Origin of the sequence: Gallaecimonas sp. GXIMD4217, from assembly GCF_038087665.1 — a bacterium.
In the GTDB taxonomy this organism is placed as follows: Bacteria; Pseudomonadota; Gammaproteobacteria; order Enterobacterales; family Gallaecimonadaceae; genus Gallaecimonas.
In genome coordinates, this window is the sequence record NZ_CP149925.1 from 629,171 (window position 1) to 649,887 (window position 20,717).

Below are 20,717 nucleotides of genomic sequence, written 5' to 3' on the forward strand. Positions count from 1 at the left end.
ACCACTTTAATCATGGTGTCTCTCAGCTCGTCGGTTGGGAGGAAACTGCCCTGAGTTTTTTCAGGTGTCATCGACGCCTTCGTTTTTGAAGGTAAGCTTGCTCTTCGTATGGCATCGCTACTGGCTATCCTCGCGTTAGTCGGCTGTTCAGTCCTCGTGCGGCTGTCGTTGGGGTATCCAATTCTTTGCCCAAGTTCGGGGCCTACCGTATTCGAGTCCAAGTGGGTGAGCGCTTATCCGGCCTACTGCAGAGGCCTCATTGTCGTAGGGCGAAACTGCATGTGGGTGAGAGTCATTCAAGATTGGGTGATCGCCCGCATGCATTTCCCGTTTAGTGTCTTCACCCTGCCCGAACTGTTTGGGCTCGGTTGGGAATTCGAAAAGAACCGGCTGATTTCCTGTTCGAAAACACCCTGGGGCGTGCGGGTTCGCTATGCGGGTACCTTCTGCGCTCGGGAGTTTGTGGTGCATGTCGGCGACAGGGATGGCTTTATCAACGCAATTGGCCCATAGGGGACAATTGCCGAAGGGCATGGCGCCGTATTTTCCCCAAGTCGCCATCAATGCCTCAAGGCTCACCTTCATCCTGCGATGCACTACGGGCGATCCAGGCTGTCGCACGTAATTGAGCTGGTTGTAATTTGTACGAGTGGCGGTGCCATGCTAGCGTGCCGATATCAGGGCTGTTTTTCTTCCCGGCAATGACAGATCCCCGGAGGACAGTGGCTACGGCGTTAGGCCTCGTCCGGGCATAGAGAATCCAGGAGAACCCATGTTCGACCACGTAAAATTCGGCGTCAGCGACTTTGCTGCAAGCAAGGCCTTCTTCCTCAAGGCCCTCGAACCGCTTGGCGTCGTTGTTTGTGGCGAGGGAGAGCCATCCTACGGTGTCGAAATGGTCCGCCAGAACGACGAAGTCTCGCTGATCCTGTTCCAAAGCGAGGAGAAGCCGGCCCATCTGCATTTGGCGTTCGTGGCCGAGGATCGCCGGCAGGTCGACGCCTTCCATCGTGCGGCGCTGGAGGCGGGCGGCAAGGATCATGGTGCGCCTGGCCTGCGCCCGCACTACCACGAGAACTACTATGCCGCCTTTGTCATAGGTCCGGATGGCCACAATATCGAAGTGGTGTGCCATAAGCCCGAGGCCTAGTGACTTCAGCCCTCCATGGGACGAAATACGTGCAGGGCATGGTGACTTTCTTGGGCGAGCAAGAATGTCATGCCCCCCAGGGGAACTCGATGAAGGTAACCTCTTGATCCTGTTTGACTAAGAAAAAGAAGCGGACTTGGTGTTACCCATGTTGCTGAACTAATGTGTCACCCATGTCTGTGAACTATCCCGCCCTATGATGGGATATGGCAGGACCTGCAATAGGCCAAGAAGGAGTTGCCACCATGGAACAGGACCAGACCCTTAGCCAAGAAACCATCGAAGCCTCAAGCCATGTCAGCGTCCAGAAGGGCGCGGTGCGGGCGGACGGCAAGCTGTGGCTGACGGCGGGCAGCCTGCACTTCGAGCCCTTCAACAAGCAGCTGGGGCTGGGGCCCTACGCCCTGGCGCGTGCCGCCATCATCCGGGCCGAGCGCTGCTGGGGCAAGGGCGGCGGGGTGCTGCCGCTGACCTCGGAAGGTATCGAGATCGAGCTGGATGACGGCAGCCGCTACCAGTTCATTGTTTCCGAGCCCGACAGCTGGCTGGCGCTCCTGGCCCGCAACTGAGCAACTGACAGGCGCCGGGCTTGGCCGCGAAGGCGCGGCACGTTAAGGCGCCTGGTTACCACCGACGATGCCTCCAGGCCGGCGTCAATACTGCCTGGTGGCCTGTCCATTCAATGCAAGGATGTAGTTGATGTATCAAATAGCCATTGTCATCTTCGACGAATTCACCGACGTCGATTTCTATCTCATGCGCGACATTCTCGGTCGTGGCAAGGACGGCTGGACCGTCAGGGTTCTCGGCACCAAGCGCGAGCACAGATCCTCCCTGGGTTCTACCGTGCAGACCGACGGCCATGTCCGTGAGGTGGCCGAGGCGGACGTGGTGCTGCTGTGCAGCGGTTATCAGGGCTTGCCGGCGGCCCTGGCCGACCGGGAGTTCATGTCCGCCCTGGCGCTCGATCCGAGCCGGCAGCTGCTTGGCTCCATCTGCGCAGGCTCCTTCATTCTCCATCACCTGGGCCTGCTCGACGGGCTCAAGATGACCACCCACCCGGACGCCAAGGCGCACCTGGAGGAGCTGGGCGGCGAGGTCCTGGACCAGGCCCTGGTGGTGGAAGGCAACATCGCCACCGCCGGCGGCTGCCTGTCGACCTTCTACCTGACCGGCTGGGTGGCCGAGCGCCTGCACGGCGTCGACAAGCGCAAGGCCATCCACAGGCAGCTGTTGCCGGCCGGCCAGCAGGATGTATTCGAAGGGCTGATCACATCGTCGCTTGCCGCCGCAGCTCGCCATTGAGGCGTCGGGTGGCCGGCCACAGAGCTGGCGCCCGGCCTTGTCATCCTGGCCGGCTTCGGCCTGATGCGCCGCTATTCCCACAAGCCGCTGTAACCAGAAGCGACGCAACGAAAAGGACCTTGCCCATGACCGTGAACCCCTACCTGCTGGCCGGCGGCGTGCTCAGCGCCCTGGCGGCACTACTGCACCTGGGCTGCATCTGGTTCGGTGCGCCCTGGTACCGCTTCTTCGGGGCCGGGGAGAAGATGGCGACCCTAGCTGAGCAGGGCAGTTTGACGCCGACCCTGGTCACGTCCGGCATAGCAACGGTGCTGGGGCTGTGGTCCCTGTACGCCTTCGCCGGCGCCGGGCTCATTGGCCGGCCGCCGCTGCTGCGCATCGCCCTGGTGGCCATCACCGGCGTCTATCTCGTCCGCGGCCTGGGTGGCTTCTACCTGATGACCCAGCCCATGGAGCAGGGCCAGGCCTTCTGGCTGTGGAGTTCGGCCATCTGCCTCACCTTCGGCCTGGTACATCTGGCCGGCCTGAGCCAGCAGTGGTCAAGGATCTGATTGGATTGGGGATTTTGCGGCGGCTGTCTGGTTTGAGCGTGGCCGCCCAAGGGCGGCCATAGCTGCGCATGACCCTCAGCCGGCCCGCTGTGCTTGCAGCAGCGCCTTGATTTCCTTCAGCTCCTGCTCCAGGGCCTCTATCTGGGCGCGGCTGGCCGGTTCGCCGCCCTCCTGGCTTTCGCCGTGGGCCTCGGCGCGCATGGCCTCGTGCTCCTTGCCCATCACGTCCAGCACGGTGCCCACCATCATGTTCAGGAACACGAAGGCGGTAAGGAAGATGAAGCTGAGGTAGTAGATCCAGCTGCTGGGATGCACGGCCATGGTTTCGTACATCACGTCAGTCCAGTCCTCGAAGGTGGCGATGCGGAACAGGGTCAGCATGGAGATGGACACGTTGCCCCAAAGTTCCTCGTTGATCTCGGCGAAGAGGATGCTGCCCACGGCGGCGTAGATGTAGAAGATCACGAACATCAGCAGGGCGATGTAGCCCATGCGGGGGATGGCCTTCATCAGGGCGTTAATCAGCAGCCGCAGCTCCGGCACCATGGACACCAGCCGCAGCACCCGAAATACCCGCAGCAGCCGCGCCAGCAGCACCCCAGAGCCGCCGGCGGGGACCAGGCTGCCGATGACGATGGTGGTGTCGAAGACATTCCAGCCGTTCTTGAAGAAGGCCCTGGGGCCGGAGCTTGCCAGGTAGCGGATCAGGATCTCCACCGCAAAAAACACGGTTACCGCCAGATCCATCACCATCAGGGCGGTGATGAAATTCTCCGGCAGCTTGTGGGTCTTCACTCCCACCAGCAGCGCCGACAGCAGGATCACCGAGATGACGACGGCCTGAAAGGTCTTGCTGGAATCTATGGCCTTGAGCCTGGCCTGGAATCGGGTCACGGACAGCGACATGGCGTTCATTTTTCCTCCTGGAACATCCGCCCGGGATAATAAGGCAAAGGGCGGCGGCGCCGCCAGCGCCGGTCAAGCCCGCAGGGCGGGGGCCTCCTGCTCGCGCAGCCGTTCAAGCCGTTCGAGCAACTGCCCGCCCAGCTCCTTCAGCCTGGCCCTGGGGCGCTGCTCGGTGGGGTTGGTCAGCAGGCGCTGGGCCAGTTCGTGCAGCTGTTGATGCAGCTGGGCGGCAACCGCCAGTGCTTCCCCATCCCAGCCGGCCTCGGCCAGCCAGGCCTGGAAGCGGTGGTCGTGCTCGGCCAAGTCCGGCGGCTGCGGCTGATCGCCGTCCAGGTGGGCCTCCAGGCGCCTGAGCAGGGCCCGGTATTCCACCTGCACGAAGAGCCTGTCCTTCTCCCGGCGGCTGGGCTGCTGAGCCAGCCAGCTGGGATCCGGGTGCCACTGGGCCGCCCAGCCCGGCAGCTCGCTCGCCGGCATGGGCCTGGCGATGCCGTGGCCCTGGCCCAGCTCGCAGCCCAGCGACAGCAGTGCCCGGCCGTGGGCCAGGCTCTCCACCCCTTCGGCCACCACCTGGCGGCGAAAGGCCGAGGCCAGGCCGATGACGCCGTCCACTATGGCCAGATCTTCCGGATCCTCGAGCATGTCCCGCACGAAGCTGCGGTCGATCTTGAGCTGGTCCGCCGGCAGGTGCCGGAAGTAGGTCAGCGATGAATAGCCGGTGCCGAAGTCGTCCAGGGCGAAATGGACCCCCAGGGCCTGGCAGGCCTGCATCAGCTCGGCGGTATGGCCCATGTCCTCCAGGGCGCTGGTCTCCAGCACCTCCAGCTCCAGGCTGCCCCTGGGCAAGCCGGGGTAACGGGCCAGCTGCGCCTTGAGGCCGTCCAGGAAGTCATCCCGCTGCAGCAACTGCGCGCCCACGTTGACGCTGACCGGCAGGCACAATCCCCGCTGCTGCCAGGCGTGGAGCTGGGCCAGGGTCTGGCCCAGCACCCACTGGTCGATGTCGGCGCCGAGCCGGCGCTCCGCCACCAGGGGCAGGAATTCGCTGGGGGGCAGCAGGCCGCGGCTGGGGTGCTGCCAGCGCAGCAGCGCCTCGACCCCGACCAGGGCGCCGGTACGCATGTTGACCTTGGGCTGGTAGTGCAGCACCAGCTGGCCGCCGTCCAGGGCCTGGCGGATGTCGGCCAGGCTTTCGCCCAGGGCCTTGATGGCCACGTCCTGCGCCACGTCGAAGAAGTGGTAGCGGTTCTTGCCGGCCTGCTTGGCCTGGTACATGGCCTGGTCGGCGTGGCGCACCAGCTTCTCGGTATCCACGGCGTCGGTGGGGTAGAGGGTCACGCCCAGGCTGCCCGACACCTGCATCATCTGCCCGGATACCTGCACCGGCGCCGACAGGGCCTGCAGCAGCCGGTTCAGCACCGGCTCGCAGTCCCGGGGCTGGCCGAGGTCCGGTAGTACCGCCACGAACTCGTCGCCGCCGATCCGCGACAGCACGTCGCTGTCGCGCAGGGCCTGGCGCATCTTCCGGGACAGGGCCACCAGCATCTCGTCGCCCACGTGGTGGCCATGGCTGTCGTTGATGGCCTTGAAACCGTCCAGATCCAGGTACACCACCGCCATGGGCCGGCCGGTGCGGTCGCTGCGGGCCACGGCCTGGCGCAGTCGCTTGGCCAGCAGCATGCGGTTGGGCAGGCCGGTCAGGGCGTCGTAGTGGGCCACGTGCTCCAGGTGCTTCTGGTGCTCCTTGAGCAAGGTGATGTCGGTGAACAGGGCCACGTAATGGCGGGTGCGGCCGGCGTCGTCGAGCACGGCGCTGATGGTGAGCATCTCCACGTAGAGCTCGCCGTTCTTGCGCCTGTTCCAGATCTCGCCGTGCCAGTGGCCGTGGTCGACCAGGGCGCGCCACATCTCCTTGTAGAACTGCGGCGATTGGCGGCCGGACTTGAGCATGCGGGCGTTGCGGCCCAGGGCCTCGTGACGCTGGTAGCCGGTGATGCGGGTGAAGGCGTCGTTGACGTCGATGATGGTGCCCCTGGCGTCGGCAATGATGATGCCTTCCCGGGCATGGGTGAAAACGCTGGCGGCCAGCTGCAGCCGGGCGTTGGCCAGGTGCTGCTCGGTCACGTCCACGTAGGACACCACCAGGCCGTAGCGGGGGTGATCCAGGGGCGTGGCGCTGACACTGATCCAGGCGCTGTCGTCCGGCTTGCGCACCTCCATCAGCATGTCCCTGACCGGCTGCTGTTCGGCCAGGGCCCGGACCCCGGCCAGCTCGTGCTTGGGCATGGGGCTGCCGTCGGGGCGGTAGATGTGCCAGTCGGGATCGTCATGGCGGCGCCGCAGGTGCTCCCGGTGGCTGAGCCCCAGCATCTGTTCCGAGGCGCTGTTGCAGTCGAGGATCTGGCCGTCCCTGTCGGTGAGGAAGATCCCCACCGGCAGGATCTCGAAGATGGTGCGCAGCCGCTCCTCGCTGGCCACCAGCTCGGCCTGGGCCTGCTTGAGTTCGGTGATGTCGGTGGCCATGCCCAGGTAGCCGTGGAAACCGCCGGTATCGTCGCGGATCACGGTGATCACCAGGGACACCGGCATCTGGCGGCCATCCTTGCGCACCAAGGTCCACTCCCGGCGCTCGGCGCCCTGGCGCAGGGGCATTTCCACGAAGGCCTGGAAGCCTTCCACCGTCTTGCCCAGGCTCTGGCTCAGCTCGGCGGCGCGCTGGGCTATCTCCTCCTCGACCATGAAGCGGCCTGGCTGCTGGCCACGGATCTCGTCGGCGCTGTAGCCGGTGAGGGCCTCGGCGCCGTGGTTGAAGGCGGTGATGTTGCCGTCCTTGTCGGTGGCGATGATGGCCACCTCGGTGGCCGAGTCCATGATGTTGGCCAGGGTGGCGACGGCATTGTTGAGGCGATGCTGGAGCCGGCGGCGCCGTTGCCGGTCCAGCAGCAGGTAGCCTATCCAGCCGCCCTGCAGCACCAGGGCCAGGGCCAGCAGCCACAGCAGTTGCAGCCGGGACTGTTCCAGTTGCGCCTTCTGGTTGTCGAGCAGGATCTCCAGCCGCTGCTGGTAATGGCCCAGCTCGCCGGGACGGGGGGTGATGGCGTGGATCTGCGACAGCAGCAGGGTGCGGCCGTCGAAGTCATAGGGGCGGACATGGCTTTCCACCATGCGCACCTGGCCGTTGGCCAGGCGATGGCGGAACAGGAAATAGCTTCGCCCCTCCCGGGCGGCACGCTGCCTCTCCCGGGCCGTCTGCTCCGGGGTCAGGGTGTTGATGTCCTGGATGGTCATGGACCTGAGCTGGTCCTGGCTGTAGCCGTAGAAGCGGGCCGCGGCCGGGTTGGCGTCGGCTATGGCGCCGCTGTCCGGATCGATCAGCAGCATGACCACGTCCTGGCCATGGAAAAGCTCGTCGAAGCTCGGCCCCCTGGCCAGGGCGGAGGGCGTTGCCAGCCAGGCCGACAGCAGGCAGGGCAGCAACAGGAGGCGGAGCAGGCGATTAGGCGGCAGCAAAACTAGGCTTTTTTATTGGTTTTGTTATTTGATATGCCTTTTTACCTTATTGGCCACTTTGCGTCCAGCTGGCACTGGCACGCCCGTGCGCAAGGTCAAGGTGGCCTAGCCGGCCGGGGTCAGCTGGCCCAGCACCGCCGCCCGTCCGGCGCCGGTCACCGCCGGCAGGTTGCCAGGCAGGCCGTCCATGAAGCGCTTGGCCAGCCAGGCAAAGGCCATGGCCTCCAGCCAGTCGCCGGGCACACCCTGGCTGTCGGTGCTGTCCCAGGCCAGGGCCGGCAGCCGCTGGGCCAGGGCCGTCATCAGCACCGGGTTGCGGGCGCCGCCGCCGCACACCAGTACCTGGCCGCGGGCGGCCAGGCGCTCCAGGTGCAGGGCGATGCTTTCCACTGTCAGGGCCAGCAAGGTGGCCTGGACGTCCCGGGGCGCTTCGCTGCCGTCCAGCTGGCTCTGCAGCCAGTCCAGGTGGAACAGTTCCCGGCCGGTGCTCTTGGGCCAGGGGCGCTGGAAGTAGGGCTCGGCCAAGAGCCGCTGCAGCAGCTCGGGCAACACCCGGCCGGAGGCGGCGAATTGGCCGCCTTCGTCGAAGGGCCTGTCCAGGTGCCGGCGGCACCAGGCGTCCATCAGGGTGTTGCCGGGGCCGGTATCGAAGCCCAGCACCGGCTCGCCCAGCCAGGTCAGGTTGGCGATGCCGCCGATGTTGAGCACCGCCCGGGCGCCCGGCAGCACCGCCTGGTGGAAGGCCGGTACCAGGGGCGCGCCCTGGCCGCCCAGGGCCAGATCCTTCATGCGGAAGTTGGAGACCACGTCTATGCCGGTACGGGCCGCCAGGGTAGCGGCGTCGCCGATCTGCACCGAATAGCCCAGCTCCGGCCTGTGCCTGATGGTCTGGCCGTGGCTGCCGATGGCGCGGATCTGGTCGGGAGCCAGGCCGGTCTTGGCCAGCAGCGCCTTGACGGCATCGGCCGAGGCGTTGGCGAAGGCCAGGCTGGCGGCCATCACCGCCTCCAGGTGATCGCCACCGCTCTGGCAGAGGCCGTGCAGTTGTTCGCAGAGTGTGGGGGGCAGGGGTTCGAGATGGCAGGCCTCCAGCTGGAGGCCGTCTTCGAAGCGGACCAGGACGGCGTCTATGCCGTCCATGCTGGTGCCGCACATCAGGCCGATGTAGCGCATCAGTTCATGGCCAGCAGCACGCGCTTGTGACCGTCCAGGCGGGCGAACACTTCGCTGGCGGCGGCCTTGAAGGCGGCCAGCTCTTTCTTCGGCACCGGAGTGGCCTCGGGCAGCTTGACGGTCCTGGGGTTGCGATGGCGGCCATTGACCAGGAATTCGTAGTGCAGGTGCGGACCCGTGACCCGGCCGGTGGCACCCACGGTACCGATCAGCTGGCCCTGCTTGACCCGCTGGCCGGTCTTGACCTTGCGCCTGTGCAGGTGCAGGTACTTGGTGACGTAGTTGTTGCCGTGCTGGATGAACACATAGTTGCCGTTCAGCTTGGTGTAGCCGGAACGGATCACCCGGCCGTCACCCGAGGACTTGACCGGGGTACCGGTGCGGGCGGCGTAGTCGATGCCGTTGTGGGGACGGACCCGGCCGGTGACCGGGTGCAGGCGCCGCGGGTTGAAGCTGGAGCTGATGTACTTGTAGCTCACCGGCGAGCGCAGGAAGGCCTTGCGCATGGATTTGCCGGCCGGGGTGTAATAGTTGCCGTCGCTGTGGCGCACGGCCCGGAACACCTCGCCCTGGTTGACGAACTCCACCGCCAGTATGGCGCCGTCGCCGGCGAAGTCGCCGTCGATATAGTCCTTTTCGTAGAGCACGCTGAAGCTGTCGCCCTTGCGCAGCTCCAGGGCGAAGTCGATGTCGTAGCCGAGCACGTCGGCTATGCCATCGATGATGTTGGGGCTCAGGCCCGCCTCGATGCCGGCGTTCCAGAAGCTGGAGCTGATGGTGCCGCTGGCGAAGTACTCGCGGCTTTCCACCGCCTTTTCGTCCACCTTGAGCACGAAGGCCTCGCCTTCCTTGACCACGTTCAGGGTCTGGGTCTTGCTCTTGTCATAGCTCAGCGCCAGCAGCTCGCCCTGGCCGTTGCTGGCAAAACGCAGCTCCTCGCCGGGTTTGAGCAGGGTCAGGGTCTTGGCGTCCTGGCCGCCGTCCTGCATCAGCTGGTGCAGGGTCCTGGCGCTGAAACCGGCGCGCTGGAACAGTTTGGCCAGGCTGTCGCCGCTTTTCACCTTCAGGGTCTGCCAGCGCAGATCCGGGGCATGGTCCTGCTCGGTGAGCTCGGCGCTCTGCAGGCTCCGCATTTCGACGGAAAGGGGATAACGCTGGCCCACCTGCAGGCGGGTGCCATCGTCATGGGCGCGGGTGGCCACCGCCTCTTCCGAGGGCAGCAGCAACATCAGCACCAGCAGCCCGGTCAGGCTGCTGACCAGAACTTTGTGGGTTTTGGGCAATGCGCGGTAATAATGCAGCATGGTCTTAAATTCAATAACAGTAAGGCTTTGAGAACGAACGCGCTTTGGAGAAATTGCACACTTTCCCCTCAGTCTATCGACTTTTAATGCCTCATGCCATTCAAGTACACTATACGGCCTGTCGACCGGCTCGCAATTTGAGGAAAAAGACCATGAGCGATATCCAGGACGCCCTGGCGCTGATCAAGCGCGGCGTGGATGAAATCCTGGTAGAGGAAGAACTGGTAGCCAAGCTGAAGGAGGGGCGCCCTCTGAAGATCAAGCTGGGCGCCGATCCCACGGCACCGGATATCCACCTCGGTCATACCGTGATCCTCAACAAGCTGCGCCAGTTCCAGGAGCTGGGCCACGAGGTCATCTTCCTGATCGGTGACTTCACCGGCATGATCGGCGATCCCACCGGCAAGAACAGCACCAGGCCGCCGCTGACCCAGGAAGACGTGATCCGCAACGCCGAGACCTACAAGGAACAGGTGTTCAAGATCCTCGATCCCGCCAAGACCCGCATCGTCTTCAACTCCGAGTGGCTGGAGGGCCTGGGCGCCGCCGGCATGCTGCGCCTGGCGGCCAGCCAGACCGTGGCCCGGATGCTGGAGCGGGACGACTTCAAGAAGCGCTATGGCGCCAACCAGCCCATCGCCATCCACGAGTTCATGTACCCGCTGCTGCAGGGCTACGATTCGGTGGCCCTTGAGGCCGACGTGGAGCTGGGCGGCACCGACCAGAAGTTCAACCTGCTGATGGGTCGCGAGCTGCAGAAGGCCGAAGGCCAGGATCCCCAGACGGTGATCATGCTGCCGCTGCTGGAAGGCCTGGACGGCGTCAAGAAGATGTCCAAGTCCGCCGGCAACTACATCGGCATCAACGAAGCCCCCACCGAGATGTTCGGCAAGATCATGAGCCTGTCCGACGATCTGATGTGGCGCTACTTCGAGCTGCTGTCCTTCCGCCCCATGAGCGAGATCCAGCAGTTCAAGGACGACATCCAGGGCGGCGCCAATCCCCGCGACATCAAGATCCTGCTGGCCAAGGAGATCATCGCCCGCTTCCACAGCGAGGACGATGCCGAGGCGGCGCACCAGGACTTCATCCAGCGTTTCCAGAAGAACGCCATCCCCGACGAGATGCCGGAAGTGGAACTCAAGGCCGAGGGCGAAGGCCTGGCCATCGCCAACCTGCTCAAGGACGCCGGCCTGGTGGGCTCCACCTCCGAAGGCATGCGCATGATCAAGCAGGGCGCGGTCAAGCAGGACGGCGACAAGGTCACCGACACCCGCCTGGTGGTGGCTGTCGGCACCACCGCCGTGTTCCAGGTGGGCAAGCGCAAGTTCGCCCGGATCACCGTCGCCTGAGGCCGATGGTCCCAGAAAAAAGGCGCCCAGCGGGCGCCTTTTTCATTGCAGCTGTTCGGGCATGGACTCGTAGTCCAGCATGTCCCGGTGCACCCGCACCTGGCCCGAGCCTGTGTCCACCTTGAGCTCGGTGATGCCCTTGATCACCAGCCATACCGGCTGGGCGTCCAGGCCGAACTGGGGCCCGGATACCAGGTAATGGTATTCGCCGATGAACACCACCCAGTTGCCGATGACCAGGTGCTGGTCTTCCACGAAGCGGATCTGGGCCACCCCCTGCTGGGACTGGCGCAGGAAGGCCATGATCGCCTTGCGGCCACTCAGGTACTGGCCGTTGCCCTGGACGTCGGCACCGGGGTCTTCGAAGCGGGCATCGAAGTGGTAGAAGGTTTCCAGGCGGCCGTAATCCATGGCGGTATAGGCCTGCAGATAGTCCCGGGCCAGGTTGAGGGCGTCCTGGGCCCGGGCGGGCAGGGCCAGCAACAGCAGCAGCAAGGGATACAGCAGTGTTCTCATGGCTGGCGGTTCAGGTCGAAGGGCGGCAGGGACAGGTGCCATTTGATGGCGGCCAGGCGCAGCAGCAGGGTGGTGGCCAGGCCGGCCCAGAGCGCGGCCAGGGACGGCAGCCCAAAGGAAAGCAGCACCACCTGGGTGCTGGCGCCGGCGATGGCGGCGGTGGCGTAGATCTCCCGCTGCAGGATCAGCGGCATGGCGCCCCCCAGCAGATCGCGGATCATGCCGCCGGCCACCCCGGTCAGCAGGCCCATGCCCACCGCCACTATGGCCGGGCTGTCGAAGCTGAGCGCCTTCTGGGTGCCCAGCACCGTGAACAGGGCCAGGCCGAAGGCGTCGGCCCACAGCAGTATGGTACGCGGCGACAGGCCGCGGCTGGTGAGGCGGCCGCTCAGCCACTCGGTGGTGCGGGCGAAGTGATCCAGCAGCATGATGGAGGCCGCCACCGTGGCCAGGATCACCCAGAGATAGGTGGGATCCGCTATCCAGAACAGGGGCCGGGCGCCGATCAGCACGTCGCGGATGGTGCCGCCGCCGATGGCGGTGACCGTGGCCAGCACCAGCACCCCGAAGGGATCCAGGCGCAGCCGGCCGGCCATCAGCACCCCGGACAGGGCGAACACCACCACCCCGAACAGATCCAGCCAATAGAACCAGGTCGCCATCAGCTCAGCTCATCCAGGTGGATGTCCAGGGCCTTGACCGAGATGTGGATCTCCCGCACCGACAGCCACAGCGAGTAGATCAGCAGCAGCAGCGACAGCCCGAACAGCCACCAGCCCAGCTGGGACCAGCCCACATAGAGGGCCAGCATGGTGAAGACGCAGAACAGGAAGCTCATGGCGCCGGTCTCCTGCATGCGCTTGATGAGCTTGATGCGAATGCGGAAGTTGTCTATCTGGCGGCGGATCCGCTCGTCATGGGCCTTGTCGTGCATGGAGCGGATCAGGCTGGCCAGGTGCAAAAAGCGGTTGGAGTAGGCCAGCAGCAACAGCGAAATCGCCGGGAACAGCACCGCCGGCGTGGTCAGGGTCAGGCCCATGTCAGTCCTCTTTGCTTACCGGCAGCTGCTCGGCCTGCCAGCCCTTCCAATCGCCGACCAGGTGCTGGACCTGGCTGAAGCCGGCCTTTTCCAGGATGTCGGCGGCGATGCCGGCGCGGCGGCCGGAGCGGCAGTACACCACCACCGGCTTGTCCTGGTAGGCCAGCACCTCGGCCAGGCGGCCTTCCAGCTCGGTGTGGGAGATGTTGACGGCGTTCGGCACATGGCCGTCGGCGAACTCCTCTGGGGTACGCACGTCCAGGATCAGGCGTTCGGCCTGGGGCTGGGACAGCAGGGTCTGGGCATCGATGTCTTCCACGGCCCAGGCGGCGGGGGCCAGCAGGGCGACGGCAAGGATCAGCTGACGCATGGCTTTGCTCCTTAAATCAGGCTGCTCGGATGGGGCCTCCAGTTTACTCCCCGGCCGTCTTTACTGCCAGCCCAGCCATTGCCAGCTGGCCCTGGCCAGGGTCAGTACCAGCAGCCACAGCGGCAGGCTGAGGGCGGCCATGCGGTTGAGCCGGACCAGGTGCTGGCCCGAAGGGGCGGCCCGGCCGCCGACCCTGGGCCGGAACTGGCGGCGACCGGCCAGCAGCACGGGGCCGCCCAGCTCGCAGTCCAGGGCCCGGCCGGTGGCGGCCAGCAGCCAGGGCCGGCCGGGGCCGGCCAGGGCCCCGGGCGACAGCGGCAGCACCAGCCACAGCTGTACCAGGGGCGTCGCCAGCTGGCGCAGGGCGGCGGCCAGGGTCGCGGCCAGGTTGCCGAAGGGGCCCAGGCCGGGGCGGGCCGGGTGCCAGGCCTCGCCCAGCTCCAGGGCCAGGCGCAGGACCAGGGCCAGGGCCGGGTCGACCAGTACGGCGATGGTCACCAGCAGCAGCTGGTCGCTGAGCAGGCGCAGCTGCCAGTGGATGCCGGCCTTGGCCAGGCCCAGGGGGGAGAGACGGTCGGTGTCGCGCTTGAGCTGGCCGGCCAGCAGCGTCTTGGCGTACTGGTGCTGGCCGCCGGCCAGGGCCTGGACCAGGGCCCTGAGCCCGGCCTGGCGGCCATCGCTCAGGGCCAGGTAGAGCCAGAAGGCCCCCAGCAGCCAGTCAAGCTGGGCCAGGGCGCCCAGCAGCCAGACCAGGGCCGAAAACGGCAGCCACAGCAGTGCCCAGGCCAGGATCCCGGCCAGCCGGCGCTGGTAGGGACTGCGGTTTGGCCTGTTGACCTTGGCGGCGAGGCCCTCGGCCAGCTGCCGCCAGACTTGCCAGGGCGGCGTCAGCGGCAGCAGCAGGGCGGCCAGCCAGGCCGCCCAGGGGGCCAGCAGCTCAGGCCAGTTCACTGCCTTTGAGGCGACGGGCGATGGCCATCACCATCTCGGCGGAGTGGCGACCGGCGGTTTCCAGGAAGCTCTCGAAGGAGGTGGGGGATTCCTTGCCGGCGATGTCGGACAGGGCCCGGATCACCACGAAGGGCACCTCGAACTGGTGGCAGGCCTGGGCGATGGCGGCCGCTTCCATTTCCACGGCGGCCATGCCGGGGAAGGCGGCGCGGGTCTTCTCGACCCGTTCCGGGTCGGACATGAAGATGTCGCCGGTGGTGATCAGGCCGGCCTTGCAGGTCAGGTCGCCCAGCTCCTCAATGCTGGCCTGGGCTGCTGCCACCAGGACCGGGTGGGGCTTGAAGGCGGCCGGCATGCGCGGCACCTGGCCCAGCTCGTAGCCGAAGGCGGTCACGTCCACGTCGTGGTAGCGGACCTCGCTGGAAATCACCACGTCGCCGACGTTGAGCTCGGGATCGAAGCCGCCGGCGGAACCGGTGTTGATGACGCAGTCGGGGGCGAAGCGTTCCACCATGATGGTGGTGGCCACGGCGGCGGCAACCTTGCCGATGCCGGAGCGCATCAGCACCACTTCGACGCCGTCAAGCTGGCCGGTGTAGATCTCGCAGCCGGCGACCACCTCGGTCTGGCAGTTGTCGATACGACTCTTCAGGAGCGCCACTTCCTGTTCCATGGCGCCGATGATGCCGATTTTCATGGCTGTTCTCTTGGCAGATGGTTAGACCGCCTCATGATACATGAGGCTGTGGTCGCCGTTAACGCCCAGGCTGGCCAAAATCGCCTGGGCGCCCCGCATGCCCTGGGCCAGGGCGGTGACCACCAGATCCGCCCCCAGCACCAGATCGCCGCCGGCGAACACCTTGGGGTGGCTGGTACGCCCGCCCGGGGCCAGCACCCGGCCATGCTCGTCGGTCAGCACCCCCAGTTCGGCCAGGCCGGGCACCGGCGCCACCTTGAAGCCGAAGGCCTGGATCAGGGTGTCGCAGGCCAAGGTGAAGCGGCCGTCGGTTACCGGCTCTGGCCGGCGCCGGCCCTGGGCATCGGCTTCGCCCAGCACCGTCCGTTGCAGCTCGACCCCGGTCACCCGGTCCTCACCCAGGATCGCCAGCGGCTGGGCCAAAAAGCGCAGCTCGACCCCCTCTTCTTCGGCGTAGCGCAGCTCCCGGGGGGAGCCGGGCATGGCGTCCCGGTCGCGGCGATAGACCAGGGTCACCCTGGCGGCGCCCTGGCGGAGGGCGGTGCGCACGCAGTCCATGGCGGTGTCGCCGCCGCCCAGCACCAGCACCATCTTGCCGGCCTGGTCCAGGTGCGGGGCCTGCTCCTTCATCAGGGCGATGTCCTGGTCGCGCAGGTAGTCGCTGGCCTGGAGCACCCCGGGCAGGCTTTGGCCGGGCAGATCCGCCGACACCGGCCTGGGCGCGCCCAGGCCCAGGAAGACGGCATCGAAGTCCAAGACCAGCTCGGCCAGATGGAGCTGTTCGCCCAGGGCCTGGCCCAGGCGCAACTGCACGCCCATGGCCTCCAGCACCTTCCTGCGGCGGCGGATCACCGACTTTTCCAGCTTGAAGCCGGGGATGCCGTAGCTGAGCAGGCCGCCGATCTCGGCCTCCCTGTCGAACAGGGTTACCTGCACCCCGGCCCGGCGCAGCCTATCGGCACAGCCGATGCCGGCCGGACCGGCGCCGATCACCGCCACCCTTTGCGGCCGCTGGGGCACCTGGCTCAAGTCAGGGAACCAGCCGCCGTCGAGCAGCCTGTCGGCCAGATCCCTTTCGATCTGGCCAATGGTGACGGCGCCAAAGCCGGTGCCCTCCAGGGTGCAGGCCTTTTCGCAGAGCCTGTCCTGGGGACAGACCCGGCCGCACACCTCCGGCAGGGGGTTGCTCTGGTGGCAGAGCTCGCCGGCCTCGCGGTCGTGGCCCTGGCGGGCCAGTTCCAGCCAGCGGGGAATGGCGTTGTGCAGCGGGCACTGCCACTGGCAGTAGGGTACGCCGCAGTCCAGGCAACGGCCGGCCTGGGCCTTGCGGTCGTCGCCGCCCTGGGCGGCCTGGGGCTCGCGAAAATCCCGGCGTCGCTGCTCGGCCGGGGTGACGGGGCCGGTTTGGCGCTCGGTGTTCAGGTAATGCAGGGGATCTTTCATACCACCTCCTCGGCGCTGGGCAGGTAACGGCTCATGGCCTGGCCCTTGGGGCCGACCAGGCTGAAACGGGCCAGGCTGGCGGGCCAGTCGTCCAGCAGGGCCAGGGCCTGGGCCGACCGGCTGTGCTCCAGGTGGCTCTGCAGCAGCCGCTTGATCAGCACGCTGGCCCCCGCCACCTGGCCGGCGCCCTTGACCTGCAGCGGCTCGGCGCTCAGGTAGAGGGGATCCAGATCCAGCACCAGGGCCAGGCCGCCGGTCATGCCGGCGCCGAAGTTGCGGCCGGTGGCGCCCAGCACCATCACCAGGCCGGCGGTCATGTATTCGCAGCCGTGGTCGCCGAGGCCCTCCACCACGGCGGTGGCGCCGCTGTTGCGCACCGCGAAGCGCTCCCCGGCCTGGCCGGCGGCAAAGAGCTGGCCGCCAGTGGCGCCGAACAGGCAGGTGTTGCCCATGATCAGGCTCTGGCTGGCCTCGAAGCGGCTGCCGCCGGGGGGCTGCAGCACCAGGGTGCCGCCGGCCATGCCCTTGGCCACGTAGTCGTTGGCGTCGCCGGTCAGTCGCACCTCCATGCCCGGCACCAGGAAGGCGCCGAAGCTCTGGCCGGCCTGGCCCCGGAAATTAAGGTGGATGGGCTGGGGCGAGCCGGTATCGCCGAAGTCCAGGGCCAGCCTGCCGGCCAGGGCGGCGGGCACGGCCCTGTCGGTGTTGTTGATGGGGTAGTGGGCCAGCCAGGGCTGGCGGCCGGCCCCGGCCGCTTCGGCATCGGCCAGGATGGCGGCATTGAGGCCGGGCTCAGGCCGGTGGCGGACTATGGGAAAGTCCGGCCCCTGGGCCCGGGTGGTGAGCCGGCTCAGGTCCAGCTCGCCGCGGGGCCTGAGCCAGTGGGCCTTGCCCCTGAGCTTGGCCAGCGAGGCCACGCCCAGCTCGGCCAGCTGCTGGCGCACCTCCTGGGCCAGCATCTGGAAGAAGTGCTGGACCTGCTCCTGGACGCCCAGGAAGTGATCCCGGCGCAGGCGCTGGTCCTGGGTGGCGACGCCGGTGGCGCAGTTGTTGAGGTGGCAGATGCGCAGGTAGCGGCAACCCAGGGCCACCATGGGGGCGGTGCCGAAGCCGAAGCTGTCGGCGCCGAGCAGGGCCGCCTTGATGACGTCGCGGCCGGTCTTGAGGCCGCCGTCCACCTGCAGCGTTACCTGGTCGCGCAGGCCCTCGCGGATCAGCGCCTGATGGCTTTCGGCCAGGCCCAGCTCCCAGGGCGAGCCGGCGTACTTGATGGAACTGAGCGGGCTGGCGCCGGTGCCGCCGTCGTAGCCGGACAGGGTGATGTGATCGGCGCCGGCCTTGGCCACGCCACAGGCGATGGTGCCCACCCCCTGCACCGCCACCAGCTTGACGCTGATGCTGGCCCTGGGGTTGACGGCCCGCAAGTCGAAGATCAGCTGGGCCAGATCCTCGATGGAGTAGATGTCATGGTGGGGCGGCGGCGAGATCAGCGTGGTGCCGACCGTGGCGTGGCGCAGCGCGGCGATTTCGGCGGTGACCTTGTGGCCGGGCAGCTGGCCGCCCTCGCCGGGCTTGGCACCCTGGGCCATCTTGATCTGCAGCACCTCGGCGGTGGCCAGGTATTCCGGGGTGACCCCGAAGCGGCCGGAGGCGATTTGGCGGATCTTGGAGCGGGCCTCAGAGCGGCGCCGGGCGGGGGCCTCACCGCCCTCGCCGCTGTTGGAGCGGCCGCCCAGGGTGTTCATGGCCCTGGCCAGGGCCTGGTGGGCCTCGGGGGAGAGGGCGCCGATGGACATGGCGGCGGTGTCGAAGCGGGGGTAGAGGGCCTCGGCCGGCTCCACCTCTTCCAGGGAAATGGGCGGGCGATCGCTTTGGACGCTCAGCAGATCGCGCAGGTAGGTCACCGGTCTGGCGTGGACCTGGTCGCTGTAGCCCTGCCAGGCCTCGGGGCTCGGGCTTTGTACCGCTTCCTGCAGCAGCTGCACCACCTGGGGCTGCCAGGCGTGGAACTCACCGCCGGGCATGAACTTGAGCAGGCCGCCCAGCGGCAGGGGGCCGGGCAGGCCGGCCTGATCCCGCCATTGCCGCTGCTGGGCACTAAGGGCATCGAAGCCGTCGCCGCCGATGGGGCTGGTCAGGCGCGGGAAGCACAGGGCGCTGATCTCCTCGGCCAGGCCCAGTTGATCGAACAGGGCCGAGCCCCGGTAGCTGGCGATGGTGCTGATGCCCATCTTGGAGAGGATCTTGCGCAGGCCGGCGTCGATGCCGTTGCGGTAGTTGAGCAGCACCGTCTTGGCGTCGGCCTCCAGGTGGCCGCCGTCGGCCAGGGCCGCCAGGCTCTCGAAGGCCAGGTAGGGATAGACGGCGGTGGCGCCCAGGCCCAGCAGCACCGCGAAGTGGTGGGCGTCGCGTACGGTGGCGGATTCCACCAGGATGTTGGTGTCGCAGCGCAGCTCCCTGGTCACCAGGCGCTGCTGCACGGCGCCCACGGCCAGGGGCGCCGGGATCTGCAGCCTGTCCTGGTCTATGTCGCGATCGGTGAGCACCAGCAGCACGGCGCCCTGGCGGGCGGCCCGCTCGGCCTGATCGCAAAGCGCCGTGATGGCCTGGTCCATGGGCTGGTCGTCCGGGAAGGCCAGGGACAGCCGGTGACTCTTGAAGTGGGCCTGATCCAGGTTCTGCAGCTGGCGCAGATCCGAGTAGAGCAGCACCGGCGAGGCGAACTGCACCCGCCGGCCGAGGCCCGCGGTCTCGCAGAAGACGTTGTGCTCGCGGCCGATGCAGGTGGTCAGCGACATCACGAAGGCTTCGCGCAGCGGATCCATGGGCGGGTTGGTGACCTGGGCGAAGCGCTGGCGGAAGTAGTCGTAGAGGCTGCGGGGCTGGTTTGACAGCACCGCCAGGGGAGTGTCGTCGCCCATGGAGCCGATGGGCTCCTTGCCGTCCCGGCCCAGCACCAGCAGCACCTCATGGAGCTCCTCCCGGCTCAGCCCGAAATGCTTCTGGTAGCGCCTGAGCCGGTCGTCGCCGAAGTCGCGCTGGCCGGCCTGGCTGGCGGGCAGGGCCTCGAAGGGCACCAGCTCCTGGTGGGATCTTTCCAGCCAGTCCCGGTAGGGATGGCGGGCGCCCAGCTCGTCGTCTATGGCGTCCGACTGCCAGATCCGGCCGCTGTAGCTGTCCACGGCCAGCAGCTGGCCGGGGCCGACCCGGCCCTTGGCCACCACCTCGTCGGCGGCGTAGTCCCAGATCCCTACCTCCGAGGCCAGGGTGAACAGGCCGTCGTCGGTCTGCACCCAGCGGGCCGGACGCAGGCCGTTGCGGTCCAGCTGGCAGGCGGCGAAGCGGCCGTCGCACATCACCACCCCGGCCGGGCCGTCCCAGGGCTCCATGTGCATGGAGTTGAATTCGAAGAAGGCCTTGCGCTCGTCGCTGAGGGTGCCGTCCTGCTCCCAGGCCGGTGGCATGATCAGGCGCATGGCCCGGAACAGATCCATGCCGCCGGCCAGCAGCAGCTCCAGCATGTTGTCCATGGACTGGGAGTCGGAGCCGTCCTCGCAAATGAAGGGCCTGGCCTGGGGCAGATCCGGCAGCAGCGGCGAGGCCAGCTTGTAGGCCCTGGCCCGGGCCCAGTGGCGGTTGCCGGCGATGGTGTTGATCTCGCCGTTGTGGGCCAGGTAGCGAAAGGGCTGGGCCAGGGGCCAGCGCGGCAGGGTATTGGTGGAGAAGCGCTGGTGGAACAGGCAGATGGAGCTGGTCAGGCGCAGGTCGGCCAGATCCGGGTAGAAGCGGGGCAGATCCGCGGCCAGCACCAGGGCCTTGTAGACGATGACCAGGCAGGACAGCGACACCACGTAGGCGTCCAAGCCCTGATCGGTGAGCCGCTTTTCGAGCCGCCGGCGGGCCATAAACAGCCGCCGCTCCAGCTCCCGCTTGCGCCAGCCCGGCGGGGCATTGACCAGCACCTGCTCGATACGGGGCCGGCAGCCGTGGGCGATGGGGCCCAGTACGCTTTCGTCCACCGGCACCGGTCGCCAGCCGGCGATGGACAGGGTCTCCACCTCCAGCTCCTTTTCCAGCAACTGGCGGACCTGGGCGGCCCGGTCCGGATCCCGGGGCAGGAACAGCATGCCGACGGCAAAGCGCCGGGACAGGCGCCAGTCCTGCTCGGCGGCCAGGGTACGGAAGAAATCAACGGGCAGGCGCAGCAGCAGGCCGCAGCCGTCACCTGTCTTGCCGTCGGCGGCGACACCGCCCCTGTGCTGGAGCCGGCCCAGGCCCTGCATGGCCAGGCGGATCAGGCGATGACTCTCCTGGCCCTGGGTGTGGGCGATGAGGCCGAAACCGCAGTTGTCGTGTCCTTCAAGCATGCTGCACCTCCACTGCTATTTATGCGGCAAATCAGCATAATTAGCGTTAAAGCGTTGTTGCGAGCAGCCCAGATTAGCCACAA

At 67.1% G+C, this 20,717-nt stretch carries 18 protein-coding genes; 6 read left to right on the plus strand and 12 right to left on the minus strand.

The window, feature by feature from the left end:
- The first annotated feature begins 279 nt into the window (after window positions 1–279).
- The 5 genes from WDB71_RS03150 (at window position 280) to WDB71_RS03170 (ending at window position 3,006) form a co-directional block, all read left to right on the plus strand.
- Entirely contained in the window at window positions 280–513 is a 234-nt protein-coding gene (locus tag WDB71_RS03150; protein WP_341503189.1) for a hypothetical protein, read from the plus strand.
- Window positions 514–772: 259 nt separating this feature from the next.
- Entirely contained in the window at window positions 773–1,150 is a 378-nt protein-coding gene (locus WDB71_RS03155) for a VOC family protein (protein ID WP_341503190.1), read from the plus strand.
- A gap of 245 nt (window positions 1,151–1,395) precedes the next feature.
- Entirely contained in the window at window positions 1,396–1,719 is a 324-nt protein-coding gene (locus WDB71_RS03160; RefSeq protein WP_341503191.1) for a hypothetical protein, read from the plus strand.
- A 130-nt stretch (window positions 1,720–1,849) separates the two neighbouring features.
- Window positions 1,850–2,455: a DJ-1/PfpI family protein gene (locus WDB71_RS03165; RefSeq protein WP_341503192.1), complete on the plus strand. Its 606-nt coding sequence runs from the start codon at window positions 1,850–1,852 to the stop codon at window positions 2,453–2,455.
- Window positions 2,456–2,580: 125 nt separating this feature from the next.
- Window positions 2,581–3,006, plus strand: coding sequence for a hypothetical protein (locus tag WDB71_RS03170; RefSeq protein WP_341503193.1), 426 nt, complete (start codon window positions 2,581–2,583; stop codon window positions 3,004–3,006).
- A gap of 75 nt (window positions 3,007–3,081) precedes the next feature.
- Here WDB71_RS03170 and WDB71_RS03175 read toward each other — a convergent pair whose 3' ends face one another.
- From WDB71_RS03175 to WDB71_RS03190, 4 genes are all read right to left on the minus strand, one after another.
- Window positions 3,082–3,921: an ion transporter gene (locus tag WDB71_RS03175; protein ID WP_341503194.1), complete on the minus strand. Its 840-nt coding sequence runs from the start codon at window positions 3,919–3,921 to the stop codon at window positions 3,082–3,084.
- A 63-nt stretch (window positions 3,922–3,984) separates the two neighbouring features.
- Complete coding sequence (locus WDB71_RS03180; protein WP_341503195.1) at window positions 3,985–7,422, minus strand: EAL domain-containing protein; 3,438 nt, start codon at window positions 7,420–7,422, stop codon at window positions 3,985–3,987.
- Window positions 7,423–7,527: 105 nt separating this feature from the next.
- A complete protein-coding gene (locus WDB71_RS03185; RefSeq protein ID WP_341503196.1) occupies window positions 7,528–8,595 on the minus strand; it encodes an anhydro-N-acetylmuramic acid kinase in 1,068 nt (355 codons plus the stop codon).
- Entirely contained in the window at window positions 8,595–9,899 is a 1,305-nt protein-coding gene (locus WDB71_RS03190; RefSeq protein ID WP_341503197.1) for a peptidoglycan DD-metalloendopeptidase family protein, read from the minus strand. Before WDB71_RS03190 ends, WDB71_RS03185 begins: the two co-directional genes overlap by 1 nt.
- A 152-nt stretch (window positions 9,900–10,051) precedes the next feature.
- On the opposite strand from WDB71_RS03190, the gene tyrS reads away from it, so the two are divergent.
- On the plus strand, window positions 10,052–11,251 hold the full coding sequence (tyrS, locus tag WDB71_RS03195; RefSeq protein ID WP_341503198.1) for a tyrosine--tRNA ligase: 1,200 nt from the start codon (window positions 10,052–10,054) through the stop codon (window positions 11,249–11,251).
- Window positions 11,252–11,293: 42 nt separating this feature from the next.
- Here the strand turns inward: tyrS and WDB71_RS03200 are convergent, their stop codons facing one another.
- From WDB71_RS03200 to gltB, 8 genes are read right to left on the minus strand one after another with little or no spacing between them, the layout of a single operon-like run.
- Window positions 11,294–11,767, minus strand: a complete 474-nt coding sequence (locus tag WDB71_RS03200) for a nuclear transport factor 2 family protein (RefSeq protein WP_341503199.1) — start codon at window positions 11,765–11,767, stop codon at window positions 11,294–11,296.
- The gene (locus tag WDB71_RS03205) at window positions 11,764–12,429 is read right to left on the minus strand and encodes a trimeric intracellular cation channel family protein (RefSeq protein ID WP_341503200.1); all 666 of its coding nucleotides are present in this window, start codon (window positions 12,427–12,429) and stop codon (window positions 11,764–11,766) included. The genes WDB71_RS03200 and WDB71_RS03205 overlap by 4 nt, the downstream gene beginning before the upstream one ends.
- On the minus strand, window positions 12,429–12,806 hold the full coding sequence (locus WDB71_RS03210; protein WP_341503201.1) for a DUF2721 domain-containing protein: 378 nt from the start codon (window positions 12,804–12,806) through the stop codon (window positions 12,429–12,431). The genes WDB71_RS03205 and WDB71_RS03210 overlap by 1 nt, the downstream gene beginning before the upstream one ends.
- 1 nt (window position 12,807) lies before the next feature.
- Entirely contained in the window at window positions 12,808–13,176 is a 369-nt protein-coding gene (locus WDB71_RS03215; protein ID WP_341503202.1) for a rhodanese-like domain-containing protein, read from the minus strand.
- Between the two features lie 60 nt (window positions 13,177–13,236).
- Window positions 13,237–14,127 (minus strand): cobalamin biosynthesis protein, encoded by an 891-nt coding sequence (locus WDB71_RS03220; RefSeq protein WP_341503203.1) that lies wholly within the window; start codon window positions 14,125–14,127, stop codon window positions 13,237–13,239.
- Window positions 14,114–14,824: a 5'-methylthioadenosine/S-adenosylhomocysteine nucleosidase gene (mtnN, locus tag WDB71_RS03225; RefSeq protein ID WP_341503204.1), complete on the minus strand. Its 711-nt coding sequence runs from the start codon at window positions 14,822–14,824 to the stop codon at window positions 14,114–14,116. The genes WDB71_RS03220 and mtnN overlap by 14 nt, the downstream gene beginning before the upstream one ends.
- Window positions 14,825–14,845: 21 nt before the next feature.
- On the minus strand, window positions 14,846–16,267 hold the full coding sequence (locus tag WDB71_RS03230) for a glutamate synthase subunit beta (protein WP_341503205.1): 1,422 nt from the start codon (window positions 16,265–16,267) through the stop codon (window positions 14,846–14,848).
- Window positions 16,264–20,634, minus strand: coding sequence for a glutamate synthase large subunit (gene gltB / locus WDB71_RS03235; RefSeq protein ID WP_341503206.1), 4,371 nt, complete (start codon window positions 20,632–20,634; stop codon window positions 16,264–16,266). The genes WDB71_RS03230 and gltB overlap by 4 nt, the downstream gene beginning before the upstream one ends.
- Between the last annotated feature and the right edge of the window lie 83 nt (window positions 20,635–20,717).

Coding starts and splice junctions, on each gene's coding strand:
- WDB71_RS03170 (WP_341503193.1), top strand. CDS start 2,581: ATGACCGTGAACCCCTACCTGCTGGCCGGCGGCGTGCTCAGCGCCCTG.
- WDB71_RS03185 (WP_341503196.1), bottom strand. CDS start 8,595: ATGCGCTACATCGGCCTGATGTGCGGCACCAGCATGGACGGCATAGAC.
- WDB71_RS03210 (WP_341503201.1), bottom strand. CDS start 12,806: ATGGGCCTGACCCTGACCACGCCGGCGGTGCTGTTCCCGGCGATTTCG.
- mtnN (WP_341503204.1), bottom strand. CDS start 14,824: ATGAAAATCGGCATCATCGGCGCCATGGAACAGGAAGTGGCGCTCCTG.
- WDB71_RS03155 (WP_341503190.1), top strand. CDS start 773: ATGTTCGACCACGTAAAATTCGGCGTCAGCGACTTTGCTGCAAGCAAG.
- WDB71_RS03190 (WP_341503197.1), bottom strand. CDS start 9,899: ATGCTGCATTATTACCGCGCATTGCCCAAAACCCACAAAGTTCTGGTC.
- WDB71_RS03205 (WP_341503200.1), bottom strand. CDS start 12,429: ATGGCGACCTGGTTCTATTGGCTGGATCTGTTCGGGGTGGTGGTGTTC.
- tyrS (WP_341503198.1), top strand. CDS start 10,052: ATGAGCGATATCCAGGACGCCCTGGCGCTGATCAAGCGCGGCGTGGAT.
- WDB71_RS03230 (WP_341503205.1), bottom strand. CDS start 16,267: ATGAAAGATCCCCTGCATTACCTGAACACCGAGCGCCAAACCGGCCCC.
- WDB71_RS03165 (WP_341503192.1), top strand. CDS start 1,850: ATGTATCAAATAGCCATTGTCATCTTCGACGAATTCACCGACGTCGAT.
- WDB71_RS03150 (WP_341503189.1), top strand. CDS start 280: ATGTGGGTGAGAGTCATTCAAGATTGGGTGATCGCCCGCATGCATTTC.
- WDB71_RS03215 (WP_341503202.1), bottom strand. CDS start 13,176: ATGCGTCAGCTGATCCTTGCCGTCGCCCTGCTGGCCCCCGCCGCCTGG.
- WDB71_RS03200 (WP_341503199.1), bottom strand. CDS start 11,767: ATGAGAACACTGCTGTATCCCTTGCTGCTGCTGTTGCTGGCCCTGCCC.
- WDB71_RS03175 (WP_341503194.1), bottom strand. CDS start 3,921: ATGAACGCCATGTCGCTGTCCGTGACCCGATTCCAGGCCAGGCTCAAG.
- WDB71_RS03160 (WP_341503191.1), top strand. CDS start 1,396: ATGGAACAGGACCAGACCCTTAGCCAAGAAACCATCGAAGCCTCAAGC.
- gltB (WP_341503206.1), bottom strand. CDS start 20,634: ATGCTTGAAGGACACGACAACTGCGGTTTCGGCCTCATCGCCCACACC.